At 66.4% G+C, this 19,554-nt stretch carries 17 protein-coding genes and 1 tRNA gene; 14 read left to right on the top strand and 4 right to left on the bottom strand.

Annotated elements, in window-relative coordinates; translation table 11 throughout:
* Positions 1-34 precede the first annotated feature (34 nt).
* The 5 genes from macS (at position 35) to NL241_RS20515 (ending at position 5,208) form a co-directional block, all read left to right on the top strand.
* Positions 35-1,150, top strand: coding sequence for a MacS family sensor histidine kinase (gene macS / locus NL241_RS20535; RefSeq protein ID WP_494394890.1), 1,116 nt, complete (start codon positions 35-37; stop codon positions 1,148-1,150).
* A gap of 34 nt (positions 1,151-1,184) precedes the next feature.
* The gene (locus NL241_RS20530) at positions 1,185-1,817 is read left to right on the top strand and encodes a response regulator (RefSeq protein ID WP_487694977.1); all 633 of its coding nucleotides are present in this window, start codon (positions 1,185-1,187) and stop codon (positions 1,815-1,817) included.
* 44 nt (positions 1,818-1,861) lie between these two features.
* Entirely contained in the window at positions 1,862-3,643 is a 1,782-nt protein-coding gene (locus NL241_RS20525) for a DUF2339 domain-containing protein (protein WP_494394889.1), read from the top strand.
* A 169-nt stretch (positions 3,644-3,812) separates the two neighbouring features.
* Positions 3,813-4,316, top strand: a complete 504-nt coding sequence (locus NL241_RS20520) for a Dps family protein (RefSeq protein ID WP_494394888.1) — start codon at positions 3,813-3,815, stop codon at positions 4,314-4,316.
* Positions 4,317-4,410: 94 nt separating this feature from the next.
* Positions 4,411-5,208 (top strand): nitrilase-related carbon-nitrogen hydrolase, encoded by a 798-nt coding sequence (locus NL241_RS20515; protein ID WP_494394887.1) that lies wholly within the window; start codon positions 4,411-4,413, stop codon positions 5,206-5,208.
* On the opposite strand, the gene NL241_RS20510 is transcribed toward NL241_RS20515, so the two are convergent.
* Together NL241_RS20510 and NL241_RS20505 are read right to left on the bottom strand one after the other, a co-directional pair.
* A complete protein-coding gene (locus tag NL241_RS20510) occupies positions 5,155-6,462 on the bottom strand; it encodes an adenylate/guanylate cyclase domain-containing protein (protein WP_494398351.1) in 1,308 nt (435 codons plus the stop codon). The two genes, NL241_RS20515 and NL241_RS20510, sit on opposite strands and share 54 nt — an antisense overlap.
* A 55-nt stretch (positions 6,463-6,517) precedes the next feature.
* Positions 6,518-7,129, bottom strand: a complete 612-nt coding sequence (locus tag NL241_RS20505; RefSeq protein ID WP_487694781.1) for a TetR/AcrR family transcriptional regulator — start codon at positions 7,127-7,129, stop codon at positions 6,518-6,520.
* A 61-nt stretch (positions 7,130-7,190) separates the two neighbouring features.
* On the opposite strand from NL241_RS20505, the gene NL241_RS20500 reads away from it, so the two are divergent.
* Positions 7,191-8,204, top strand: a complete 1,014-nt coding sequence (locus tag NL241_RS20500; RefSeq protein WP_494394886.1) for an oxygenase MpaB family protein — start codon at positions 7,191-7,193, stop codon at positions 8,202-8,204.
* Here NL241_RS20500 and NL241_RS20495 read toward each other — a convergent pair.
* Positions 8,147-10,057: an HNH endonuclease signature motif containing protein gene (locus NL241_RS20495; protein WP_494394885.1), complete on the bottom strand. Its 1,911-nt coding sequence runs from the start codon at positions 10,055-10,057 to the stop codon at positions 8,147-8,149. The two genes, NL241_RS20500 and NL241_RS20495, sit on opposite strands and share 58 nt — an antisense overlap.
* A 121-nt stretch (positions 10,058-10,178) precedes the next feature.
* Here NL241_RS20495 and NL241_RS20490 point away from each other — a divergent pair, with 121 nt between their 5' ends.
* Entirely contained in the window at positions 10,179-12,899 is a 2,721-nt protein-coding gene (locus tag NL241_RS20490; protein ID WP_494394884.1) for a M4 family metallopeptidase, read from the top strand.
* A gap of 3 nt (positions 12,900-12,902) precedes the next feature.
* On the opposite strand, the gene NL241_RS20485 is transcribed toward NL241_RS20490, so the two are convergent.
* A tRNA-Leu gene (locus NL241_RS20485) sits at positions 12,903-12,979 on the bottom strand.
* A gap of 103 nt (positions 12,980-13,082) precedes the next feature.
* Here NL241_RS20485 and NL241_RS20480 point away from each other — a divergent pair.
* The 7 genes from NL241_RS20480 (at position 13,083) to NL241_RS20450 (ending at position 19,509) form a co-directional block, all read left to right on the top strand.
* A complete protein-coding gene (locus NL241_RS20480) occupies positions 13,083-13,712 on the top strand; it encodes a two-component system response regulator PdtaR (RefSeq protein ID WP_487697210.1) in 630 nt (209 codons plus the stop codon).
* A gap of 259 nt (positions 13,713-13,971) precedes the next feature.
* Positions 13,972-15,183, top strand: a complete 1,212-nt coding sequence (locus NL241_RS20475; RefSeq protein ID WP_487697211.1) for a branched-chain amino acid ABC transporter substrate-binding protein — start codon at positions 13,972-13,974, stop codon at positions 15,181-15,183.
* 81 nt (positions 15,184-15,264) lie between these two features.
* Entirely contained in the window at positions 15,265-16,299 is a 1,035-nt protein-coding gene (locus NL241_RS20470) for a branched-chain amino acid ABC transporter permease (RefSeq protein WP_494394883.1), read from the top strand.
* Entirely contained in the window at positions 16,296-17,486 is a 1,191-nt protein-coding gene (locus tag NL241_RS20465) for a branched-chain amino acid ABC transporter permease (RefSeq protein WP_487697213.1), read from the top strand. Before NL241_RS20470 ends, NL241_RS20465 begins: the two co-directional genes overlap by 4 nt.
* Entirely contained in the window at positions 17,483-18,331 is an 849-nt protein-coding gene (locus tag NL241_RS20460) for an ABC transporter ATP-binding protein (RefSeq protein ID WP_487697215.1), read from the top strand. Before NL241_RS20465 ends, NL241_RS20460 begins: the two co-directional genes overlap by 4 nt.
* Complete coding sequence (locus NL241_RS20455; RefSeq protein ID WP_487697217.1) at positions 18,315-19,049, top strand: ABC transporter ATP-binding protein; 735 nt, start codon at positions 18,315-18,317, stop codon at positions 19,047-19,049. Before NL241_RS20460 ends, NL241_RS20455 begins: the two co-directional genes overlap by 17 nt.
* A gap of 106 nt (positions 19,050-19,155) precedes the next feature.
* On the top strand, positions 19,156-19,509 hold the full coding sequence (locus tag NL241_RS20450) for a Fe-S protein (protein WP_494394882.1): 354 nt from the start codon (positions 19,156-19,158) through the stop codon (positions 19,507-19,509).
* Positions 19,510-19,554 lie beyond the last annotated feature (45 nt).

The raw sequence follows: 19,554 nt of genomic DNA, 5'->3' as shown, positions 1-19,554 counted from the left end.
CATACCCCGGCGCGGTGCGCCCTATGCTGAGCACATGCCGGACCGGGATCCCTGCGGCCCCCTGTGGCGCGCCGCCCAGGTGTTCCGGCTGCTGAGCTACGTCTATGCCGCCGGCTTCCAGGTGGTCAGCAATGCCGAGTTCGAGCGTCCCGCGTTGGGCTGGGTGTTGTTCGGCGTCTTGACGGTCTGGACGTCGGCGTGTGCGGTGGCCTATCTGCAAGGCTTCGGCAGGCGACCGGTGTGGGTGCTCAGCGAACTGGCGGTGGTGTGCGCGCTGATCCTGTCCACCGAAATGGTGGCGTCGGCGCAGTGGATCGCCGACAACCAGTCGTGGCCGACGACGTTGTGGGCCACGAATGCCACCATCTCGGCGGCCATCCTGTTCGGCCCCGTCCGTGGAATGCTCGCCGGTATCACGATGATGGCGGTGTACGCGTTCCTCAAAGGGGTTGTCAGCATCGACCTCGCGCGCAACGCCACCATGGTGATCGAGCTTGCCGTCGGGTTGGCGGTGGGCATGGCCGCGCAGACGGCGCAGCGCGCCCACGCCGAGCTGGAGCGGGCCACCCGGATCTCCGCGGCCGTCGCCGAACGCGAACGGCTGGCCCGCCAGGTGCACGACGGCGTCATCCAGGTGCTCGCGCTGGTGGCCAAGCGTGGCCGCGAAATCGGCGGCGCTGCTGCGGAATTGGCGGACCTTGCCGGCGAGCAGGAACGCGCCCTACGGCGTCTGGTGAGCGCCGAGAATGCTGATCCCGAGCCCGGTTCCGTGGACCTGCGGGTGGCGCTGCGGCGTCGGGCCGGCGACCGGGTGGTGGTCAGCGTGCCGGCCACCCCGGTGCTGCTCGAGGCCGCGGTCGCCGACGAGCTCACGGCCGCGGTGGGTAACGCGCTGGACAACGTGACCGCTCATGCGGGCCCACAGGCGTGCGCCTACGTTCTCGTCGAGGATCTGGGGGATGAGGTGACGGTGAGCGTTCGTGACGACGGTGTGGGCATCGCTGCGGGCCGGCTCGAGCAGGCCGTGGCCGAGGGTCGGGTGGGCATCTCGAAATCCATCGTCGGACGCCTGCAAGCCTTGTCGGGCACCGCCAAACTGACCTCGGATGCCGGCGGTACGGAATGGGAGCTGACGGTGCGCCGTGGGTGAGGACAAGCCGGCCGGTGCCGTGAACCCGTCCGTCATGGTGGTCGACGACCATCCCATCTGGCGCGACGCGGTGGCCCGCGACCTCGCCGAGGACGGTTTCGAGGTGGTGGCGACCGCCGACGGTGTGGCCGCGGCGCGGCGCCGGGCGGCCGTCGTGCGCCCCGATGTGGTGTTGATGGACATGAGCCTGGCCGACGGTGACGGCGCCGCGGCCACCGCCGGCGTGCTCGAGGTGTCACCCGGGTCGCGGGTGCTGGTGCTGTCGGCGTCGGCCGAGCAGGATGATGTGCTGCAGGCCGTGAAAGCCGGCGCCAGCGGCTATCTCGTCAAGAGCGCGTCGAGAACCGAACTGGCCGAAGCGGTCCGGGCCACCGCGGCCGGGCGGGCCGTGTTCACCCCCGGCCTCGCCGGACTGGTCCTGGGGGAGTACCGGCGTATCGCCCGCCGCCCGAACGCGGACTCCGGCGGCGGACCCACGCTCACCGAGCGCGAGACCGAGATCCTGCGGCACGTGGCCAAAGGCCTGACCGCCAAACAGATCGCCGCCAAGCTCTCGGTCAGCCACCGCACCGTGGAGAACCACATCCAGGCCACGTTCCGAAAGTTGCATCTGGCCAATCGGGTCGAATTGGCCCGCTACGCCATCGAACACGGACTCGACGAGTAGTCCTACTCATGCCGGGAGCGTCCGGCGCCGTCACTGTAGAGGACATGAGCCAGCCCGCCCGGTTGTCGGAAGAATTCGCCGCGCTGTCGCAGCAACTGTCCCGCGTTGCCGCCCAACTCAGCGAGTTGGAGCGCACGCTGCCGGTGGCGGCCCCTTCACCGCCGCCGGTGCCGCACTACCCGCCCTACCCCTACCCGGTTCCCCCGCCACCGGTGCCCGGGCCTCCACCGGTGGCTCGGGTGCCGTTACCGGTCGAGCGCAGCGGCAACCGTGAAGGCTGGATCGGCAAGGTCCTCGCGGTGGCCGGCGTCGCGGTCACGTTGATCGGCGTGGTGCTGCTGCTGGTGCTGGCCGCCCAGGCCGGGCTGCTGGCGCCCCCGGTACGGGTGGCCGCGGGCGCGGCACTCGCGGCGGCACTGGTGACCGCCGCCGTTTGGTTCAACCGGAAAGCCGGCGGCCGGGTCGGTGCCACGGCGTTGGCGGCCACAGGTATTGCGGCCGGCTACATGGACGTCATCGCCGTGACCACGATCTATCACTGGGTGGCGCCGGTGGCGGGCCTGGTGATCGCCTCGTTGATCGGTGGCGGCGGCCTGACCCTGGCCCGGCGCTGGGATGCCGAACATCTGGCGGTGCTGGTGCTGGTGCCTCTTGCGGTGCTGGCGCCCATCGTCAGCGACGGTGTGACGGTGTTGCTCATCGGGTTCATGCTGGCGCTGTCGGCTGCCTCGCTGCCGGTGCAGCTGGGCAAGGACTGGACGTTGATGCACGCCGCACGTACCGCGGCCGTCACGGTGCCGCTGCTGCTGGCGCTACTGGTGGCAAGCTTCGGCTCCGACCAGAATCCGTGGCTGCTCGGCGGCGCGTGCGGTGTCGCCGCATTGCTGGCCGTCCTCGGTGCGGTGGTTCTGCTTCCCGGCAGTTCACGTCCGGTTGCCATGGCGCTCATCACCGCAGCAGGTGTGCTCCCGGCGTTGTCGGCAGCCGTCGCGGTGGATCAGGTGTTCGCAGTCCTGCTGGCCGCGGCGATCTCGGCGGCCATGCTCGCCATGGTGCTGATGCGCCACCGCCTGCCCGGGGTGACTCCTTCGGTGGCGGCGGTCTTCTCCGCGTTGTCGGCGGTGGCACTGGTGGTGGCGGTCACCGTGGCCTTCGACGGCCATGTGCAAGCCCCGGTCTTCCTGGCCGTGGCGCTGGTGGTGGCTGTCGCAGGCCGCCACAGCACCGTGTCCCGTTGTGTCGCAGTCGTTTTCACCGTAATCGGCGGTCTGGTCTTGGTCAGCTACGTACCTCCGGAACACCTGGCGAGCGCGTTCACCCTGCCGGCGTCGGAAGCGGTGTCCGTGCTGGCAGCCAGTGTGCTGCTGATCGCCTGCGCCGTGGCTCTGGCCCGGAGTGCGACCGCGCAGTGGGCGCCCGTGGCGGGAGCCTCCGCGCTGGCCGTGGGGGTCTACGCGGTCACCGCGTTCACCGTCACCGTGGGCGTGCTCGTCGGCGGCGCTGCCGGCGGGTTCCTGGCTGGGCACATGGCCGCCACCATCTGCTGGATCGCCATGGCGGCTGCTCTGTTCGTCTACGCACAACGGGTCGCGGACCGGGACGCCCGCACCGCGCCGATCACCGCCGGGTTGGCATTGACCGCGGCGGCCACTGCCAAGCTGCTGTTGTTCGACCTCGGCACCCTGGACGGCATGTTCCGGGTGGTGGTGTTCATCGTGGTGGGACTGGTGCTGCTGGCCATGGGGGCCGGCTATGCCCGCAGCCTCGCAGCCACCGGCTCAGCTGATTCACAGCAAAGGCATGCCTCACCAATCGTGACGGAGTAGACAAGATGTTGGGCATGATTTCGCGGCGGGCGGCGTTACGGTAAGCAGGCAAGCGGAAATACCACGGCACGGCAGGTAAACGGCCCGGCAGCCCTCGAGCGGGGTTTACCGCCAACTGTTGACCACTTGCGGACGCCGTTGTCCGGACCGAGAAGAAAGGGCGTGAATCATGACCGCCGCAGCAACCAAGACCAACCGTCGCGAAGCCAATGACATCCAAGGCTTCGTGCCCACCCAAGAGTTCTACGGAAATCTGCAGAAGGTGCTCGTCGACCTGATCGAGCTGCACCTGCAAGGTAAGCAGGCGCACTGGAACGTCGTCGGCACCAACTTCCGCGATCTGCACCTGCAGCTCGACGAACTGGTGGATTTCGCCCGCGAAGGCAGTGACACCATCGCCGAGCGCATTCGCACGCTCGACGGCGTGGCCGATGGCCGGTCGGACACCGTGGCCGCCACGACGTCGCTGCCGGAGTTCCCGGCTTTCGAGCACAACACCACCGAAGTGGTGGACCTCATCACCACCCGGATCTACGCCGCGGTCGCCACGATGCGCGAGGTACACGACGCCGTGGACGCGCAGGACCCCAGCACGGCGGACATCCTGCATCAGCTCATCGACGGGCTCGAGAAGCTGGCGTGGCTGATCAAGTCGGAGAACCGCAAGGTCTAACCGCAGGAACTTGTTCGAGAGGGGCCGTACGGCTCGCCTGGAAACTTCTCTCGCCAGGCGGGCCGTACGGGCATGTCTGGCCTAAGTTGGCCGCATGACGATTATCGCCTGCTGTCAGTTCTCACCCGCCTTCGGTGACCTCGACGGCAACATCGCGGCGATCGAAGCGAAAATCGGTGAGGCCGTGGCGTCCGGTGCGGACGTCGTGGTGGCACCCGAGCTCGCGACCTCGGGTTACATGTTCGCCGACGCCGACGAGGCCCGCTCGCTGGCGCTGCCGTCGTCGTCTCCGCAATTCGCGAGCTGGTTTGCCGCCGCCGGTGATTCAGTGGCCGTGGTCGGTTTCTGCGAGGCGGGAGAGGGCGGTGTGCTCTACAACAGCGCCCTCGTCGTCGACGGCAGTGGGGTGCTCGCCTGCTACCGCAAAACCCATCTGTGGGACCGCGAGAAACTGATCTTCACGCCCGGCGCAGCGCTGCCCCCGGTCGTCAAGACCCGTCACGGCCTGATCGCCGTCATGGTCTGCTACGACCTGGAGTTCCCCGAACTCACCCGTCGCGCCGTCACCGATGGCGCGGAACTCATTGTCGCGCCGGTCAACTGGCCGCTGTTCCCGCGGCCGGACGGTGAACGTCCCGGCGAGGTGATCACCGCGATGTCGACAGCCCGCACCAACAAGGTCGCCGTCGCCGCCTGCGATCGGTGCGGGGTGGAGCGGGGGCAACCGTGGACTGCAGGCACCGCGATCGTCGACCCACACGGCTGGGTGGTGGCGGCCGCCGGACCCGAGGCCGGTATGGCGCTGGCGGACATCGATCTTTCGGTCACGCACGACAAGTCACTGACCGAATACGTGGATCTCCTTGCCGACCGGCGACTCGACCTGTACTGAGCGTCGGCTCACCAGGTACCACGTGTGCATGGTGCCCTTGCCTTTCACGGTGACGTTGCCGCGCTCCTCGAGTACGAAATCGTTCTTCAGCCGTTCATATACGTTCTGGGGCACCTGGATCCGGCCTGCCTGGTCGGTGGTCTCCATCCGTGAGGCGACGTTCACGGCGTCGCCCCACACGTCGTAGAAGAACCGGCGTGAGCCCACCACGCCGGCCACCACCGGGCCCATCGCCAAACCCATGCGCATCGGCACCGCGCGGCCGAGTGGATCGGTGAGACCCGCTGCGGCCGAGGCCATGTCGAGCGCGAGATCGGCCAGCGCGTGCACGTGGTCGGCGCGAGGCTCCGGGACGCCGGCCACGACCATGTACGAGTCACCGGTGGTCTTGATCTTCTCCAGGCCGTGCTGATCGACCAGCACGTCGAATTCGGTGTAGATGCGGTCGAGGAAGGCGACGAGGTCGCACGGGGGAATGTCACTGGCGCGTTCGGTGAAGCCGGCGATGTCGGCGAACAGGATCGACGCGTCGTCGTAGCGGTCAGCGATAGCCGACCGATCGGGATCTTTGAGGCGCTCGGCGATACTGGCCGGCAGCATGTTGGCCAGCAGGCGTTCGGAGCGTTCGTATTCCATCTCCATGGCGGCTTCGGCGCGGGCGATCTCCCGCAATGCGTACCACACGGTGGCGAACGCCATCACACACGAGGACACCACCGATGTCACGAAGCCGACCGTCAACGGCCACAGCGGTTGATTGTCGACGTTGTCGGGCACCAGGATCTCCAGCAGCACCGCCAGCAGTGCGCCGAGTCCGGCCAGCGCACCGGCCAACCCGATTCGTTCGACACCGAGGACCAACACCAGCACCGACGCCGCCACCAGGTAGTAGAACTGCAGGCCCGAGCCGGTGCCGATGTTCCACGTGATGAAGAAGATGGAGCCGTAGGCGACGACGATGAACGTCAGCGGTGCCACCAGATCGCCCAGCGGACGCAACAGCGGGATCATGACGAAGGCGAATCCCGTCACGACGTTGATCAGACCGATCTGCCACATGCCGTAGCCGCTCACCATCTGCCAGACACCGAAGCCGGCGCTGACCACAGCAGCGATCCAGGTGGTGATCTTCAGGACGCGGAACCGCCGTGCAGCGCTGTCGGCGTAATGGGCGCCGCGCACCGGCACGCAAGGATTGTCCTGTCGGAACCGGCCGTCGGCCAGGGCCGAGGCCGCAGCATCGCGCGCTGTCACCACGGCTGCAGCGTATCCCGCTGGGGTGCCGGTGAGCAGCGACTTGGACCGAAGGTCAGGCGCTTGCGGTGACCATTCGGACGGTGTGTTCGACGACGGCGTCGAGGTCATCACCGAGGTTGCCTGACAGCCACTGTTGCGCGAGTTCGCTCATGGCGCCGGTGTAGAGCGCCGCGGCCACCAAAGTCGCGGTGTTGTCATCACCCGGATGGCTGTGTTTACGTTCGCTGAGGACCAGCTGGCGCAGATTCTCCTGAGCGACCGAGCGTCGGGCGGCCAGCACTGGATTGGCGCGCGCCTCGGTGAACAACACGCGGCCGCGGCGGGGGTCGGCGGAGCTGAAGCCCAACACCGCGCGGACCCCGGCACGTAGCCGGTCCACATCCGTGCCGCCGGCCTCGGTGACCGATCTGGTCGCCGACTCCACCTCACCGGCCAGAGCCGCCGCAACCCCGTCATAGACGGCGCCGAGCAGCTCATCGGTATCGGCGAAGCTCTCGTAGAAATACCGGGTGTTCAGTGAGCACTCCCGGCACACCGAGCGAACCGAGACTGCGCTCTCGCCTTCGTCGCCGAACAAGGCAAAGGCCGCGGCGACGAGTAGACCTCGGCGCTCGATGCGGCGGTCGGTCAGCGGAACTCCCGCCCACCTGGTGGGGCTTGACACCGGTACATCCTAGCTACAGAAAGTCTGGCCACAGGTGTATCCAGAAGGTAATCTCGGCCGTATGCAGCTCCTGCCACCGTTGCCGCACCAGCTAATCCAGCAGCGCTTCCTCCGGTTCTACGACGATGAGATCCGCGGACGCTACTTCCGCGGTCTCGACTTCGCCGAGCCGGCCGGCGACCCCGGATGGTTCGGTCCCGGCAGCGCGGTCTGGCATGTCCATTCGCATATGCCTGCGCTGGTGTTCGGGTTGCAGTGCGCCGCCTACATCGAGCGGTTCGACCCGTCGATCTTCTGGATGGGCGTCGACCATTCCCGTATTCCTGAGCGTGACGCCGACGGCGTGGCCACGGGCCGCATCGATCCCGAGGGGGCCGCGGTCAGGCTCGGCCACTCCCTGTCGTTCTTCATCGGCACCGCATACGGATCCACCGCGACCGCCGAACGATTGGCGAAGACTGTCCGCGCCATGCATCACACCGTCAAGGGCACCCGTCCCGATGGGCTTGCTTACGACGCCGACGATCCCGAGTGGTTGCGGTGGAACTATGCGACGGTGGTGTGGGGGATAGCCACCGCGCACGAGTACTACCATCCGAACCCCCTGCGCGGCAAGAAGATAAACCGGTACTACCGTGAGTTCGTCAAGGTGGGCCACGCCCTGGGGGGTACCGACCTGCCGGAGACGAAGGCGCAGACTCTGGAATGCCTGCACTCCTATCTGCCGAAGTTGGCCATCACCTATGGCATGGCGATGTCCACCGGGCCCAATATCGACGGCGCCGACTTCGGCCCACCCGGCAGTGAACTCATCGACTGGGCCATCCGCGACACCCTGCCCAGCTGGGCGGCGGCCATGGTGATGCACCGCGCCCCCAATCCCGTTGAGCGACTGGCCCGTCAGGCCGCCGTCTGGTCGGTGATCAACGGCATCCACGCAACCATGGGGCCGCTGCCGGAGTTCCGGGCGGCCAAGAAGCGCGTCAAGGGTGCGCGCACTGATCCGACCTCGCCGACCTATGTACTCGGCAGCGATCCGGAACGCTCGCGGGCCACAGCTGAACAGATGGCTTGACCCGCAAGGGATCTAGAACGGATCACGTGGCGGTGGTCTGCTTCGTCCGTGTTCTTGTTCGAGGGCGCGTTGGGTGGCGTTGTAGGCGCGTTCGGTTTTGATGTGTTGTTGGCGGTCTTGTTGTCGGGTTCGTTTGCGTTTGGGCATGGTGGGGCCCGGGGTGGTGGTGCGTCGTGTTTTGCGTTTCGGTGGTGGGGGAGTGTGGCGGTTTCGGGGTTCCAGTCCGGGAAGATGAGCCAGGTGGAGGGTTCGGTGAGGTATTGGTGTCCGGTGGGGGCGGTCCAGATGACTTCGCCGGTGGGGAGTTGTTCGTCGGTCCAGCCGTCGGGGCCGGTGTAGAAGGTTTTGGCGAGGTGGTGTTCGCGGCACAGGAGTTTGCCGTTGGAGGGGTGGGTGGGGCCGCCGTCGCCGTGCGGGAGGGTGTGGTCGATGTCGGCGTATTCGGCGCGGCGGTTGCAGCCGGGGAAGCGGCAGCGCATGTCGCGGCATTGGATGAATTCGCGCAGGGCGCCGGTGAAGGCGTACCCGGCCTTGGGTTCTGCGGTGGGTAGCGGTAGGGCTTTGACGGTGGCGCCGGTGTGGATGAGTTCGGCCAGTAGTGCGGTGGGGATGATGCCGCCGGCGAGGGTGACCGCCGGCCGGATGGGCGCGGCGTGGCAGCCACGGGTTGAATCATCCTGTGGTGCATCGTTTTCCGTTTTCCCGGCACGCGCGGCGGGCTGCCCGGCGGTGGTGTCGGTGTCGGCCGGGTCGGTGTCGGGGTTGGGCACCGCGGCGTCGCCGCCACTGTCGGGGTCCTCGGGTCCGGGGACGGGCGCCGGGGCGGCTCTGGGCGGGTCCTCGCCGTCGCCGTCCTCATCGTTGGGGGTGGTGGAGGTCCAGTGCGCCCAGGGCGGTTCGTCGTCGTCATCCTCTCCGGTGGTGGTGTGGTTGTCGAAGTCGCGGGCCAGGGCTTCCAGGTCGACGGTGGGCGCGGGGTCGGTGGGGTTGGCGGGTTGGCGGTTTTGCAGGGCGGCGACCTGGGCCAGGGCGGCTTCCAGGGTGGCTTGTTCGGCCAGGATGTGCACCATCACCGACCCGACTTTCGACGGGATGGTCGCCGCCGGGCAGTCCGGTGTAGCGCAGCGGCAGATCAGCCGGTCGTGGCCGCGGAACACCGCCCCGTAGGCCGCGCTGCGCAACTCGCCGCGGGAGCGGGGGTCGTTGTTGCAGACGGTGTCGGCGTAGGCGTTGAGCACCCGTACCGACAGGTCGGCGTCGGCGTGCAGGATCCGGCCGTAGAGCGATTTGGTGCCGGTGGCGTCCTCGCGTTTCCCGACTTGGACGTCGCAGTGTTTGGCGGCTTCCCGGAATCGCCGGACCGCGTCGGGGTCGCGTTCTTCGATGACGGCGTCGATGGCGACGTCGAGTTCGGCGTCGGAGAGGGTGTTGAACCCGCCGGCGCGCTCGGCGATTTCGGCGTCGACGGCGGCGTGGGCGTGGGGGGCGACGTATTCGGTGCGGTAGACGATGGTGGTGGCCACCGCGGCGGAAATCATGCCGTGTTCTAGGAGGGCGGCGGTTTCGGGTAGGCGCAGGGCCAGGGCTTCGGCGATTTTCATCTGGGTGGAGGCCCGCCGCGGGCTCAGGCGCAGGGCGGGGCCGATGTCGTCGCGGGCGGCGGCCCAGCCGTCGTGGGCCCAGTGTTGGCGGTCCTCGGCGGCGGCGGTGTCTTCGTGGTCGCGCAGCAGCATCGCCACGAATGCCCAGGTGCGGGCGGCGGTGGTTGGCGTGCAGGCGGTGGTATTGCCGGATGGCGGTGACCATCTGCGCGCGGGTGATTTCCCCGCAGGTCGCCGGATCCAACAAGTCATCGAACATGTGTTCGATACTAGATCCACCCACCGACAAATCCGTAGGCGAAGCTGGTGCCGTCTGCGGAAAATCATCGGAAGTTTGCGGCTAATCTGCCTCTTCAGGAAACGAGGGGGATCGGTGACTGCACACAAGCCAGCTGAAGCTTTGCTGACCTGGAGGTACGTGGCGGCAGCGGCATTTGCCGTGGGAGCGGTTGCCGCATCGTGCCCAGGTGTCGCGTCGGCTACCCCAGACGATCGCACTACTGCAGCCTCTAGCAGGGACTCCAGTGCTGACTCACCGTCTGAGCAGACCGAGGCGGTAGGCGAGACCGAGGCGCCGGACGAGGACTCCGACACCGATGACGCAGAGCCCCAGGCGGTCGCGGACCTGGCCGAGGACGACGAGGACGTTGCTGAGGCCGACGACGCCGAGCCGGTCGAGGTTGAATCCGACAAGGCGCAGACCTCATCAACTGCAGACGAGGCTGAACCAGACCCGCCGACTAAGGAAGCGCCGAAGACCTCGCGGTCGCACTTCGGCTCCACATCCGCAGAGGAAGAGACGTCCGATTCGGTAGTCGCCGACACGCCAACAGCGACGGCCGAACCGCAGCCGTCGGTTCAACCCGTCGCGCAGGCGCCAGAAATCGACAACAACTCAGAAATCGACAACAACACGGACACCCCCGCTGCAGTCACCTCCATCCCCACCATCTCCACCGAAACTCCCGAACCGGCACGGCCCGTCAACACGGCCACGATCGCCACCGACGTACTGACCTGGGTCGGGCTGGGGCACGTGGCGGACGATCTCCCCGTCCCGGCTCTTCCTGTGCCACGGCTCCTCGAGATGCTCTGGGTGGCCGTGCGCCAGACGCAATACAGCTGGAACAACCAGCGGCCGACCGCAACGCCCACGCTCCTGACCCAGGGCGATGACGGCGTCATCCACGGTGCCCTCAACGCGACCGACTACGACGATGCGCAGCTCACCTACACGGTCGCGACGCCCGCCCGGTTCGGCACCGTGGTGGTCAATCCCGACGGCACCTTCGCCTACACCCCGCGTCCCGGTATCGCCGTGACCACCGACACCTTCATCGTCACCATCGACGACGGTCCGCGGGTGCACGGCCTCGCCGAGTTGTTCGGGTGGACCGGGCCGACCACCGCCGCCGTCACGGTGAACGTGGTGTCACCAGCCATCAACGACGCCACCGTCACCCGTCCCGGCGCGGTGACGGTCCAGATGGGCACCGATGGCCGGATCAGCGTCATCGACGGCACGTTCACCGACGCGCGGGTGTACAACGCCGCTGACGCAGCAGCGGTGCTCAATACCGTCGCACCGATCCTCGGGGCTCGATCAGGTTTTGCCGCAACCGATTTCATCACGGTGCAACGAGTGGCGGCGACTGGGTTCCCCGAAGAGTTCTTCCGGCTCCGCCAGAGCATCGACGGTATTGCGGTGATCGGCGGCGACGTCGTTCTGGTGACCGATGGCCAGGGCACCGTCACCGGGTTGTTCAACTACCACGACAGTCGGCTCAGCGAGGTCGACACCACGCCTGTCATCTCCGACGGATCCGCGGCCGCTGCGCTGGCCGCCGCTGCGCTGGCCACTTCGATGGGGGTGCGGCCGGGGCCGGCCGCGGTGACGCGGTTGCTCGAATCCACAACGAACACAACCGAACTCGTGATCCTCGCGCTCGACGACGATGCAGCGCCGAGCCTGGCCTGGCGTGTCGAGCTGCGCTCCGCCAATCAGGATGAGCCTTCCGTGGGTGCCAGCTATTACATCCGCGCCAATGGGGACGAGGCCGGCGAGGTGATCACAGGCACGTCGAACGTGCAGGCGCTGGCGGCCACCGTTTTGGCCCGCGATCTGAGCGGAGTCGACCGGCCGCTCAATGTGGAAACCGCCAAGTGGTGGTTCTTCGACAGCCACGCCCTCGTCGACTCCACCCGCAACATCACCACCTACGCCACCACGTACAGCTTCTTCGGGCTGGGTAGTCCGAACATCCCCGGAAACGTCGTGGTCCGCTCGTTGCTGTTCGGCTGGAACGCAGCTGGGGTGTCCGCGCACGCCAACATGGCGGTGGTCTACGACTACTACCTGACGGTCCTGGGCCGCGACTCGATCGACGGCGAAGGCGCGACGGTGGTGTCGTCGGTGGGCTACAACCCACGTACGGGCCTGTGGCAGTACTTCGCCGGGTACACCAACGCGTTCTGGGATCCGGGTGCACAGCAGTTCGCCTTCGGCAACACCGGGGGTTTCGAGGCCGCGCTGGATGTGGTGGCCCACGAATTCACGCACGGGGTGGTCAGCCACATCCTCGCCGACGGCGGCTCAGTATGGGAGTACGGCGAGCCCGGGGCGCTGAACGAGGCCTACGCGGACGTCCTCGGCAGTCTCGCCGAAGGCGACACCGGTGTCGACCGGTGGTTGATCGGCGAAGACACCGGTACCGGTGCACTGCGCAGTATGGCCGATCCCACGGCGGTCGGATCGGGTTACAAGGCGCACTACGCCTTGCGCTACACCGGCACCGAGGACGACGGCGGCGAGCACTGGAACAGCACCATCTTCAGCCACGCTGCGTACCTGATGATGACCGATTCCGATACCACGGACGTGTCGTCGGACACCTGGGCCAAGGTGTTCTACAGCTCGCTGTTCCGACTTCGCGCCGGCGCCAAGTTCGTCGACGGCCGAGCGGCGATCCTGGACAGCGCGGCGCTGTTCGGTTTCAACGACGACGAATTGGAAGCGGTGAGAGACGCGTTCGACGCGGTGGGAATCGCCGGAAGTACGACGCGTGCCGGTTCCGAGGCACTGGTACTTCTGTAGTGCTGGTGCCCTCGGTGAGATTCGAACTCACACTGGACGGGTTTTGAATCCGTTTCCTCTGCCAGTTGGGATACGAGGGCCGTGCGGGATACCACCATAGAGGATGGCTGCGCGCGAACCGTCAGAGGTTACCGTGCGCGCCCTGGGCTCGCCCAATGCGGCGCCCCGCGCCACAATGTCGGGATGACCGCGCCAACGGGCGACTCCGACGTCGCCACACCGCACCGAGTGCTCATCGCCGAGGACGAGGCGCTCATCCGGCTTGATCTCGCCGAGATGCTTCGTGAAGAAGGCTATGAAGTCGTGGGTGAGGCGGGCGACGGCCAGGAAGCGGTCGAACTCGCCGAACAGCTGAAACCCGACCTCGTGATCATGGATGTGAAGATGCCGCGACGCGACGGTATCGACGCCGCCGCCGAGATCGCCGCCAAACGAATCGCCCCGATCGTGGTGCTCACCGCGTTCAGTCAGCGCGACCTGGTGGAACGCGCCCGCGATGCCGGCGCCATGGCCTACCTGGTCAAACCGTTCTCCATCAATGACCTGATCCCGGCGATCGAGCTGGCCGTGAGCAGGTTCGGCGAACTCGCCCAGCTGGAGCAGGAGGTGGCCAGCCTCTCCGACCGGCTGGAAACCCGCAAGCTCGTCGAGCGCGCCAAGGGTTTGCTGCAATCGAAGCAGAACATGTCAGAACCGGAAGCTTTCAAGTGGATTCAGCGGGCGGCGATGGATCGGCGCACCACCATGAAACGCGTTGCGGAGGTCATTCTGGAGACCTTGGACCCGCCTGCGGAGGAACCGCCGGCGACCTGACGCGGCCCGGGCGCGCGTTAAGAATGCGTTTCCCGGGTGGTCAATTTCCGGTTCCACGCCCCGCTGACCGTGAGTTTTCCCGTCGCAGTGCCGACAGAGGGCGGCTCGCGTTCGCCAACACCACGCGGTTCGGCCAAGCGTTGGCTATGTTCTTTCCGAAGCATCAACGTCCCTTTCGAACCATCGACGTCCTTTCCGACGCAGTCGACGGTCCAACTAGGGGCGTTGGTGCCGACTCACATTGACCCGGAGGTGAGAAGTGCGCGGTCGCACGGTACGAAGTGCATTCGCTCTCAGTTCAGCTGCTCTGCTTGCGTTGGGGCTAGCCGGCTGCAACCAGGGGTCGCCCGAAGAAGGTGCGGCCCAAAGCGATCTCAAGATCGTCGAGCAGGTTCAGATCGATCAGGACGGCGCCGAGGTCGCAGCGGAGGAGGGCGCTGAGCCCGCCGATCCCGCGGGTGACGGCAACGCCCAGTGCCCGCCGCTGTCTCTGGCCATGGCCGGCGCGCTGACCGGGCCCGATGCCGCTCTGGGCATCAACATCAAGAACGGCGTCCAGTTGGCCGTCGACAAGCACAACGAGGCCAACCCCGGCTGCCAGGTGCAGCTCAAGACGTTCGACACCGAGGGCGATCCGCAGAAGGCGACCCAGATCGCCCCGCAGATCATCCAGGATCCGTACACAGTTGGACTGGTCGGACCGGCGTTCTCGGGTGAAACGAAGGCCACGGGTCAGGTGTTCGACCAGGCGGGCCTGGTGGCCACCACCGCGTCGGCCACCAATGTCACCTTGTCCGAGAACGGCTGGAAGACCTTCTTCCGCGGCCTGGCCAATGACGGCGTGCAGGGCCCCTCGGTGGCGAACTACCTCAAGAACACGTTGGGCAACCAGAAGGTCTGCGTCGTCGACGACAGCACCGATTACGGTCTCGGGCTGGCCCAGGCGGTCCGCGAGACGCTGGGCTCCGTGGCGGATCCGGGCTGCAACATCTCGGTGAAGAAGGGCGACAAGGACTTCTCGGCCGCGGTGAACCAGATCAAGGGTGTGGCCCCGGATTCGGTGTTCTTCAGCGGGTACTACGCCGAGGCTGCGCCGTTCGTCCAGCAGCTGCGTGACGGTGGCGTGGAGGCGACGTTCGCCAGCGCCGACGGCACCAAGGATCCCGAGTTCGTCAAGCAGGCCGGCGAATCCTCCAAGGACGCCGTGTTGGCCTGCCCGTGCGGCCCGGCCACCGGAACCTTCGCCGACGAGTACACCGAGAAGTTCGGCCAGGAGCCGGGTACCTACAGCACCGAGGGCTACGACCTGGGCACGATCCTGCTCAAGGGCATCGACTCGGGCAAGGTCACCCGTCCGGAGCTGTTGGAGTTCGTGCGTACCTACAGCGCTCCCGGTATCGCCCGCAAGTACGAGTGGACCCCGAACGGTGAGCTCACCAACACGCTCATCTGGATCTACAAGGTTCAGTAAGACTGACGACGAACGCGTCCGGGACCACATGGCTCGGACGCGTTCTCGTTCAGCGGCTAGCGTTAAGGAGCCCCCAACCGGATGACCCAGGACTGCATCGGTCAGAGTGCCTGTCTTGCCAACATCAGCTTCAACGTAGAGGGGCTGTTCGACAGCTTCTGGCAGCTGACCATCGATGGACTGTCATGGGGAGCGATCTACGCACTGGTGGCAGTCGGTTACACACTGGTCTTCGGTGTGCTGAGGCTGATCAACTTCGCGCACTCCGAGATCTTCATGCTCGGAATGTTCGGCGCCTACTTCTGCCTGGACATGATCTTGGGGTTCACACCCAGCGGTAACGCCTACAACAAGGGCGTGCTGCTGACGGTGCTGTACCTGGGCATCGCGATGATCTTCGCGATGCTGGTATCGGGTTCAGCCGCAGTGGGTTTGGAGTTCATCGCCTACCGGCCACTGCGAAAACGCAATGCCCGGCCGCTGACGTTCCTGATCACCGCGATCGGCATGTCGTTCGTGCTGCAGGAGTTCGTGCACTTCATCCTGCCGCAGATCATCAAGGGCTACGGCGGCAACAACGCCCAGCAGCCGATCACACTGGTGCAGCCCAAGGAGCAGTTCACCATCTTCGGCGCCTCGGTGACCAACGTGACGCTGGTGATCATCGCTGCCGCACTGATTCTCGCGTTGGTCACCGACACCGTGATCAACCGCACCAAGTTCGGGCGCGGTATCCGGGCGGTGGCGCAGGACCCGACGACGGCCACCCTCATGGGTGTCTCACGGGAGCGGATCATCATGACCACCTTCCTCATCGGTGGTCTGCTGGCCGGTGCGGCGGCGCTGCTGTACACGTTGAAAGTGCCGCAGGGCATCATCTACTCCGGTGGCTTCCTGCTGGGCATCAAGGCCTTCTCCGCGGCGGTGCTCGGCGGTATCGGTAACCTGCGCGGCGCCCTGCTGGGCGGCTTGATCCTGGGCGTCATGGAGAACTGGGGACAGATCCTGTTCGGCACCCAGTGGCGCGACGTCGTCGCGTTCGTGCTCCTGGTCCTCGTCCTGCTGATCCGGCCCACCGGCATACTCGGGGAGAGCCTCGGGAAGGCACGAGCATGACCGCACCCACCACGAAGAACACCAAGGCCGCCAAGGCGCTTGCCCCCGGCGACGTACTGCGCGGGTGGTGGGACGAACGCACCCGCGTCCAGAAGTGGGGATTCGGCGTCATCGGGTTCGCGCTCATGGCACTGCTCCCCATCTATACGCCGTCGTTCCTCAACACCCCCGGGGTCAGCTTCGACGGGGTGATGGCGCAGTTCACCATGATCGCGCTGGTGGCGATCGGGCTGAACGTCGTTGTCGGACAGGCAGGTCTGCTCGACCTCGGCTATGTCGGCTTCTACGCGGTGGGCGCGTACACGGTGGCGCTGCTGACCAGCCCGCAGAGCCCCTGGAACAGGCTGGGGCCCACCGGCTTCTTCAGCACCGACTGGGCGTGGCTGTCGTGTGTACCGCTGGCCATCGCGTTCACGGCACTGGCCGGGCTGATCCTCGGTTTCCCCACGCTGCGGTTGCGTGGCGACTACCTGGCCATCGTCACGCTGGGTTTCGGTGAGATCATCCGTCTGCTGGCCGACAACCTCAACGACATCACCAACGGCTCCCGCGGCCTCGGTTCGATCGCCTTCCCTCAGCTGGGCGAGGACAAGGTGCCGGGCGGCTACTTCTCGGGTGCCAATGCGATGGGCAACGCCAACAACGGCACCTGGTGGTACTGGCTGGGCTTGCTGCTGGTGGCCATCATCCTGTTGATGGTGGGAAACCTGGAGCGCAGCCGGGTGGGCCGCGCCTGGGTGGCGATCCGCGAGGACGAGGACGCCGCGGAAGTGATGGGTGTCAACGCATTCAAGTTCAAGCTCTGGGCGTTCACCATCGGGGCGGCCATCGGTGGACTGTCCGGGGCCCTGTATGCGGGTCAGGTGCAGTTCGTCGCACCCACCAACTTCAACATCATCAACTCCATGCTGTTCCTGTGTGCGGTGGTGCTCGGCGGGCAGGGCAACAAGCTGGGCGTCATCTTCGGTGCGTTCGTCATCGTGTACCTGCCGAACCGGCTGCTCGGTGTGCACCTGTTCGACGTCAACCTCGGCGACCTGAAGTACCTGTTCTTCGGGTTGGCGCTGGTACTGCTGATGATCTTCCGGCCGCAGGGGCTGTTCCCGGTACGCCAACAACTGCTCACCTACGGCAGATCGGCGAAGAAGTTGTTGAGCAGCGCCGATGATTCGAAGGCGGCGGCATGACCGACGAACCGGAAGTCCTGATCGACCAGGAGATGGCCTCGCTCACCCGTGACGTGAACGTCGCGGAGGGGGAGACGCTACTCGAAACTCAGGACCTGACAGTCAAATTCGGCGGACTGACGGCGCTGGATTCGGTGAGCTTCACGATCAAGCGTGGTGAGATCCTCGGGTTGATCGGCCCCAACGGGGCCGGCAAGACCACCTGCTTCAACGCGATCACCGGCGTGTACCGGCCCAGCTCGGGGTCGGTGATGTTCGACGGCGCCCCGCTGGGTCGCATCAAGCGGCACGAGATCACCCGCCTGGGAATCGCGCGCACCTTCCAGAACATCCGGCTCTGGGGTGAGATGACGGCGCTGGAGAACGTCGTCGTCGGTACCGACGCGCGGCATCGGACCTCGGTCCCGGGCGCGTTGTTCCGCACCCCCCGGCATCGCCGGGAAGAGCAGAGCGCCATCGACAAGGCCGCGGCGCTGCTGCAATTCGTGGGTATCGCGCACCGCGGGGAGGAGAAGGCCAAGAACCTGCCCTACGGCGACCAGCGTCGGCTCGAGATCGCCAGGGCATTGGCCACCGAACCCAAATTGCTGTGCCTCGACGAGCCGGCGGCCGGCTTCAACCCCAGCGAGAAAGCCGCACTGATCGACCTGATCCGCGCCATCCGTGACGACGGTTACACGGTGTTGCTCATCGAACACGACATGCGATTGGTCATGGGTGTCACCGACCGCATCGTGGTGCTGGAGTTCGGCCGCAAGATCGCCGACGGGCTGCCCGCGCAGATCCGTGAAGACCCGAAGGTGATCGCCGCCTACCTGGGAGTGCCTGATGACGAACTCGAATGAGGTTCTGCTCGAAGTCCGCGATGTCGTGGTGCATTACGGGAGAATCGAAGCCCTGCACGGTGTCTCGCTTGTCGTGCATCAAGGCGAGTTGGTGACGCTGCTGGGCTCCAACGGCGCCGGTAAGACGACGTTGATGCGCGCCATCTCGGGTTTACGGCCGCTCACCTCGGGCTCGGTCTGGTTCGAGGGACGCGACCTCTCCCGCGTGAAAGCCCACAACCGGGTCACCGAAGGACTGATCCAGGCGCCGGAAGGCCGGGGCGTGTTCCCGGGCATGTCCGTCACCGAGAATCTCGAGATGGGTTGCTACGGACGCAAGTTCTCGTCGAAATCCGAGCATTCCGAGCGCCTGGATTGGGTGTTCGAGACGTTCCCGCGGCTCAAAGAGCGCGAGTCTCAGGTGGGGGGCACGCTCTCCGGCGGTGAGCAGCAGATGCTCGCGATCGGTCGCGCCCTGATGGCCAGGCCGCGGGTGTTGCTGCTCGACGAACCGTCGATGGGGCTGGCGCCCATGGTGATCTCGCAGATCTTCAAGATCATCTCCGAGATCAACAAGCAGGGCACCACGGTGCTGTTGGTGGAGCAGAACGCGCAGCAGGCGTTGAGTCGGTCCGATCGCGCCTACATCCTGGAGACCGGCAGCGTCACCCGTACCGGTCCGGCGCGGGAACTCCTGGCCGACGACAGCATTCGTTCGGCGTACCTCGGCGTGGCTTGACCGACCAGTTCCGCGGCATCGCGCACGTTGGCCGAGTATCGCCGGGATCTCGCCATAGTGGCCGGACCGATCCCGTGGCCGTGAAACCCGGTGTTACCCTGCTGAAATGGAACTACTACGCAACGTAGTTGTGCTGCTGCACATTGCGGGTTTCGCGGTCACCTTCGGTGCATGGTTCGCCGAACTGACTGCCCGACGATTCCGCACCAGCCGGGTGATGGACTACGGGCTGTTGGTCTCGCTGCTGACCGGGTTGGCCCTCGCGGCGCCGTGGCCGGCCGGAATCGTGCTGAACTACCCGAAGATCGGAGTCAAATTCGCCATCCTGGTGGTCCTCGGCGGCGTGCTGGGTATGGGCAACGCCCGCCAGCGACGCACCGGCGAGGCGGTACCGCGGCCACTGTTCTACGTCGTGGGTGTCCTCTCGTTCGGGGCGGCGGGTATCGCAGTTCTCTGGTGAATGCGGGAGTGACCCCGCGGCGAAACCCGTTCAGCCGTTACCGTT

Source organism: Mycolicibacterium sp. SMGY-1XX, assembly GCF_059132455.1.
Note: the sequence above shows the minus strand (reverse complement) of the source record. Positions and strands in the feature narration are given on the sequence as shown.

Bases quoted from the DNA above. Each gene is read 5' to 3' on its own strand.
- macS (WP_494394890.1), top strand. From the start codon at position 35: ATGCCGGACCGGGATCCCTGCGGCCCCCTGTGGCGCGCCGCCCAGGTG.
- NL241_RS20530 (WP_487694977.1), top strand. From the start codon at position 1,185: ATGGTGGTCGACGACCATCCCATCTGGCGCGACGCGGTGGCCCGCGAC.
- NL241_RS20525 (WP_494394889.1), top strand. From the start codon at position 1,862: ATGAGCCAGCCCGCCCGGTTGTCGGAAGAATTCGCCGCGCTGTCGCAG.
- NL241_RS20520 (WP_494394888.1), top strand. From the start codon at position 3,813: ATGACCGCCGCAGCAACCAAGACCAACCGTCGCGAAGCCAATGACATC.
- NL241_RS20515 (WP_494394887.1), top strand. From the start codon at position 4,411: ATGACGATTATCGCCTGCTGTCAGTTCTCACCCGCCTTCGGTGACCTC.
- NL241_RS20500 (WP_494394886.1), top strand. From the start codon at position 7,191: ATGCAGCTCCTGCCACCGTTGCCGCACCAGCTAATCCAGCAGCGCTTC.
- NL241_RS20495 (WP_494394885.1), bottom strand. From the start codon at position 10,057: ATGACTTGTTGGATCCGGCGACCTGCGGGGAAATCACCCGCGCGCAGA.
- NL241_RS20480 (WP_487697210.1), top strand. From the start codon at position 13,083: ATGACCGCGCCAACGGGCGACTCCGACGTCGCCACACCGCACCGAGTG.
- NL241_RS20470 (WP_494394883.1), top strand. From the start codon at position 15,265: ATGACCCAGGACTGCATCGGTCAGAGTGCCTGTCTTGCCAACATCAGC.
- NL241_RS20465 (WP_487697213.1), top strand. From the start codon at position 16,296: ATGACCGCACCCACCACGAAGAACACCAAGGCCGCCAAGGCGCTTGCC.
- NL241_RS20460 (WP_487697215.1), top strand. From the start codon at position 17,483: ATGACCGACGAACCGGAAGTCCTGATCGACCAGGAGATGGCCTCGCTC.
- NL241_RS20455 (WP_487697217.1), top strand. From the start codon at position 18,315: ATGACGAACTCGAATGAGGTTCTGCTCGAAGTCCGCGATGTCGTGGTG.
- NL241_RS20450 (WP_494394882.1), top strand. From the start codon at position 19,156: ATGGAACTACTACGCAACGTAGTTGTGCTGCTGCACATTGCGGGTTTC.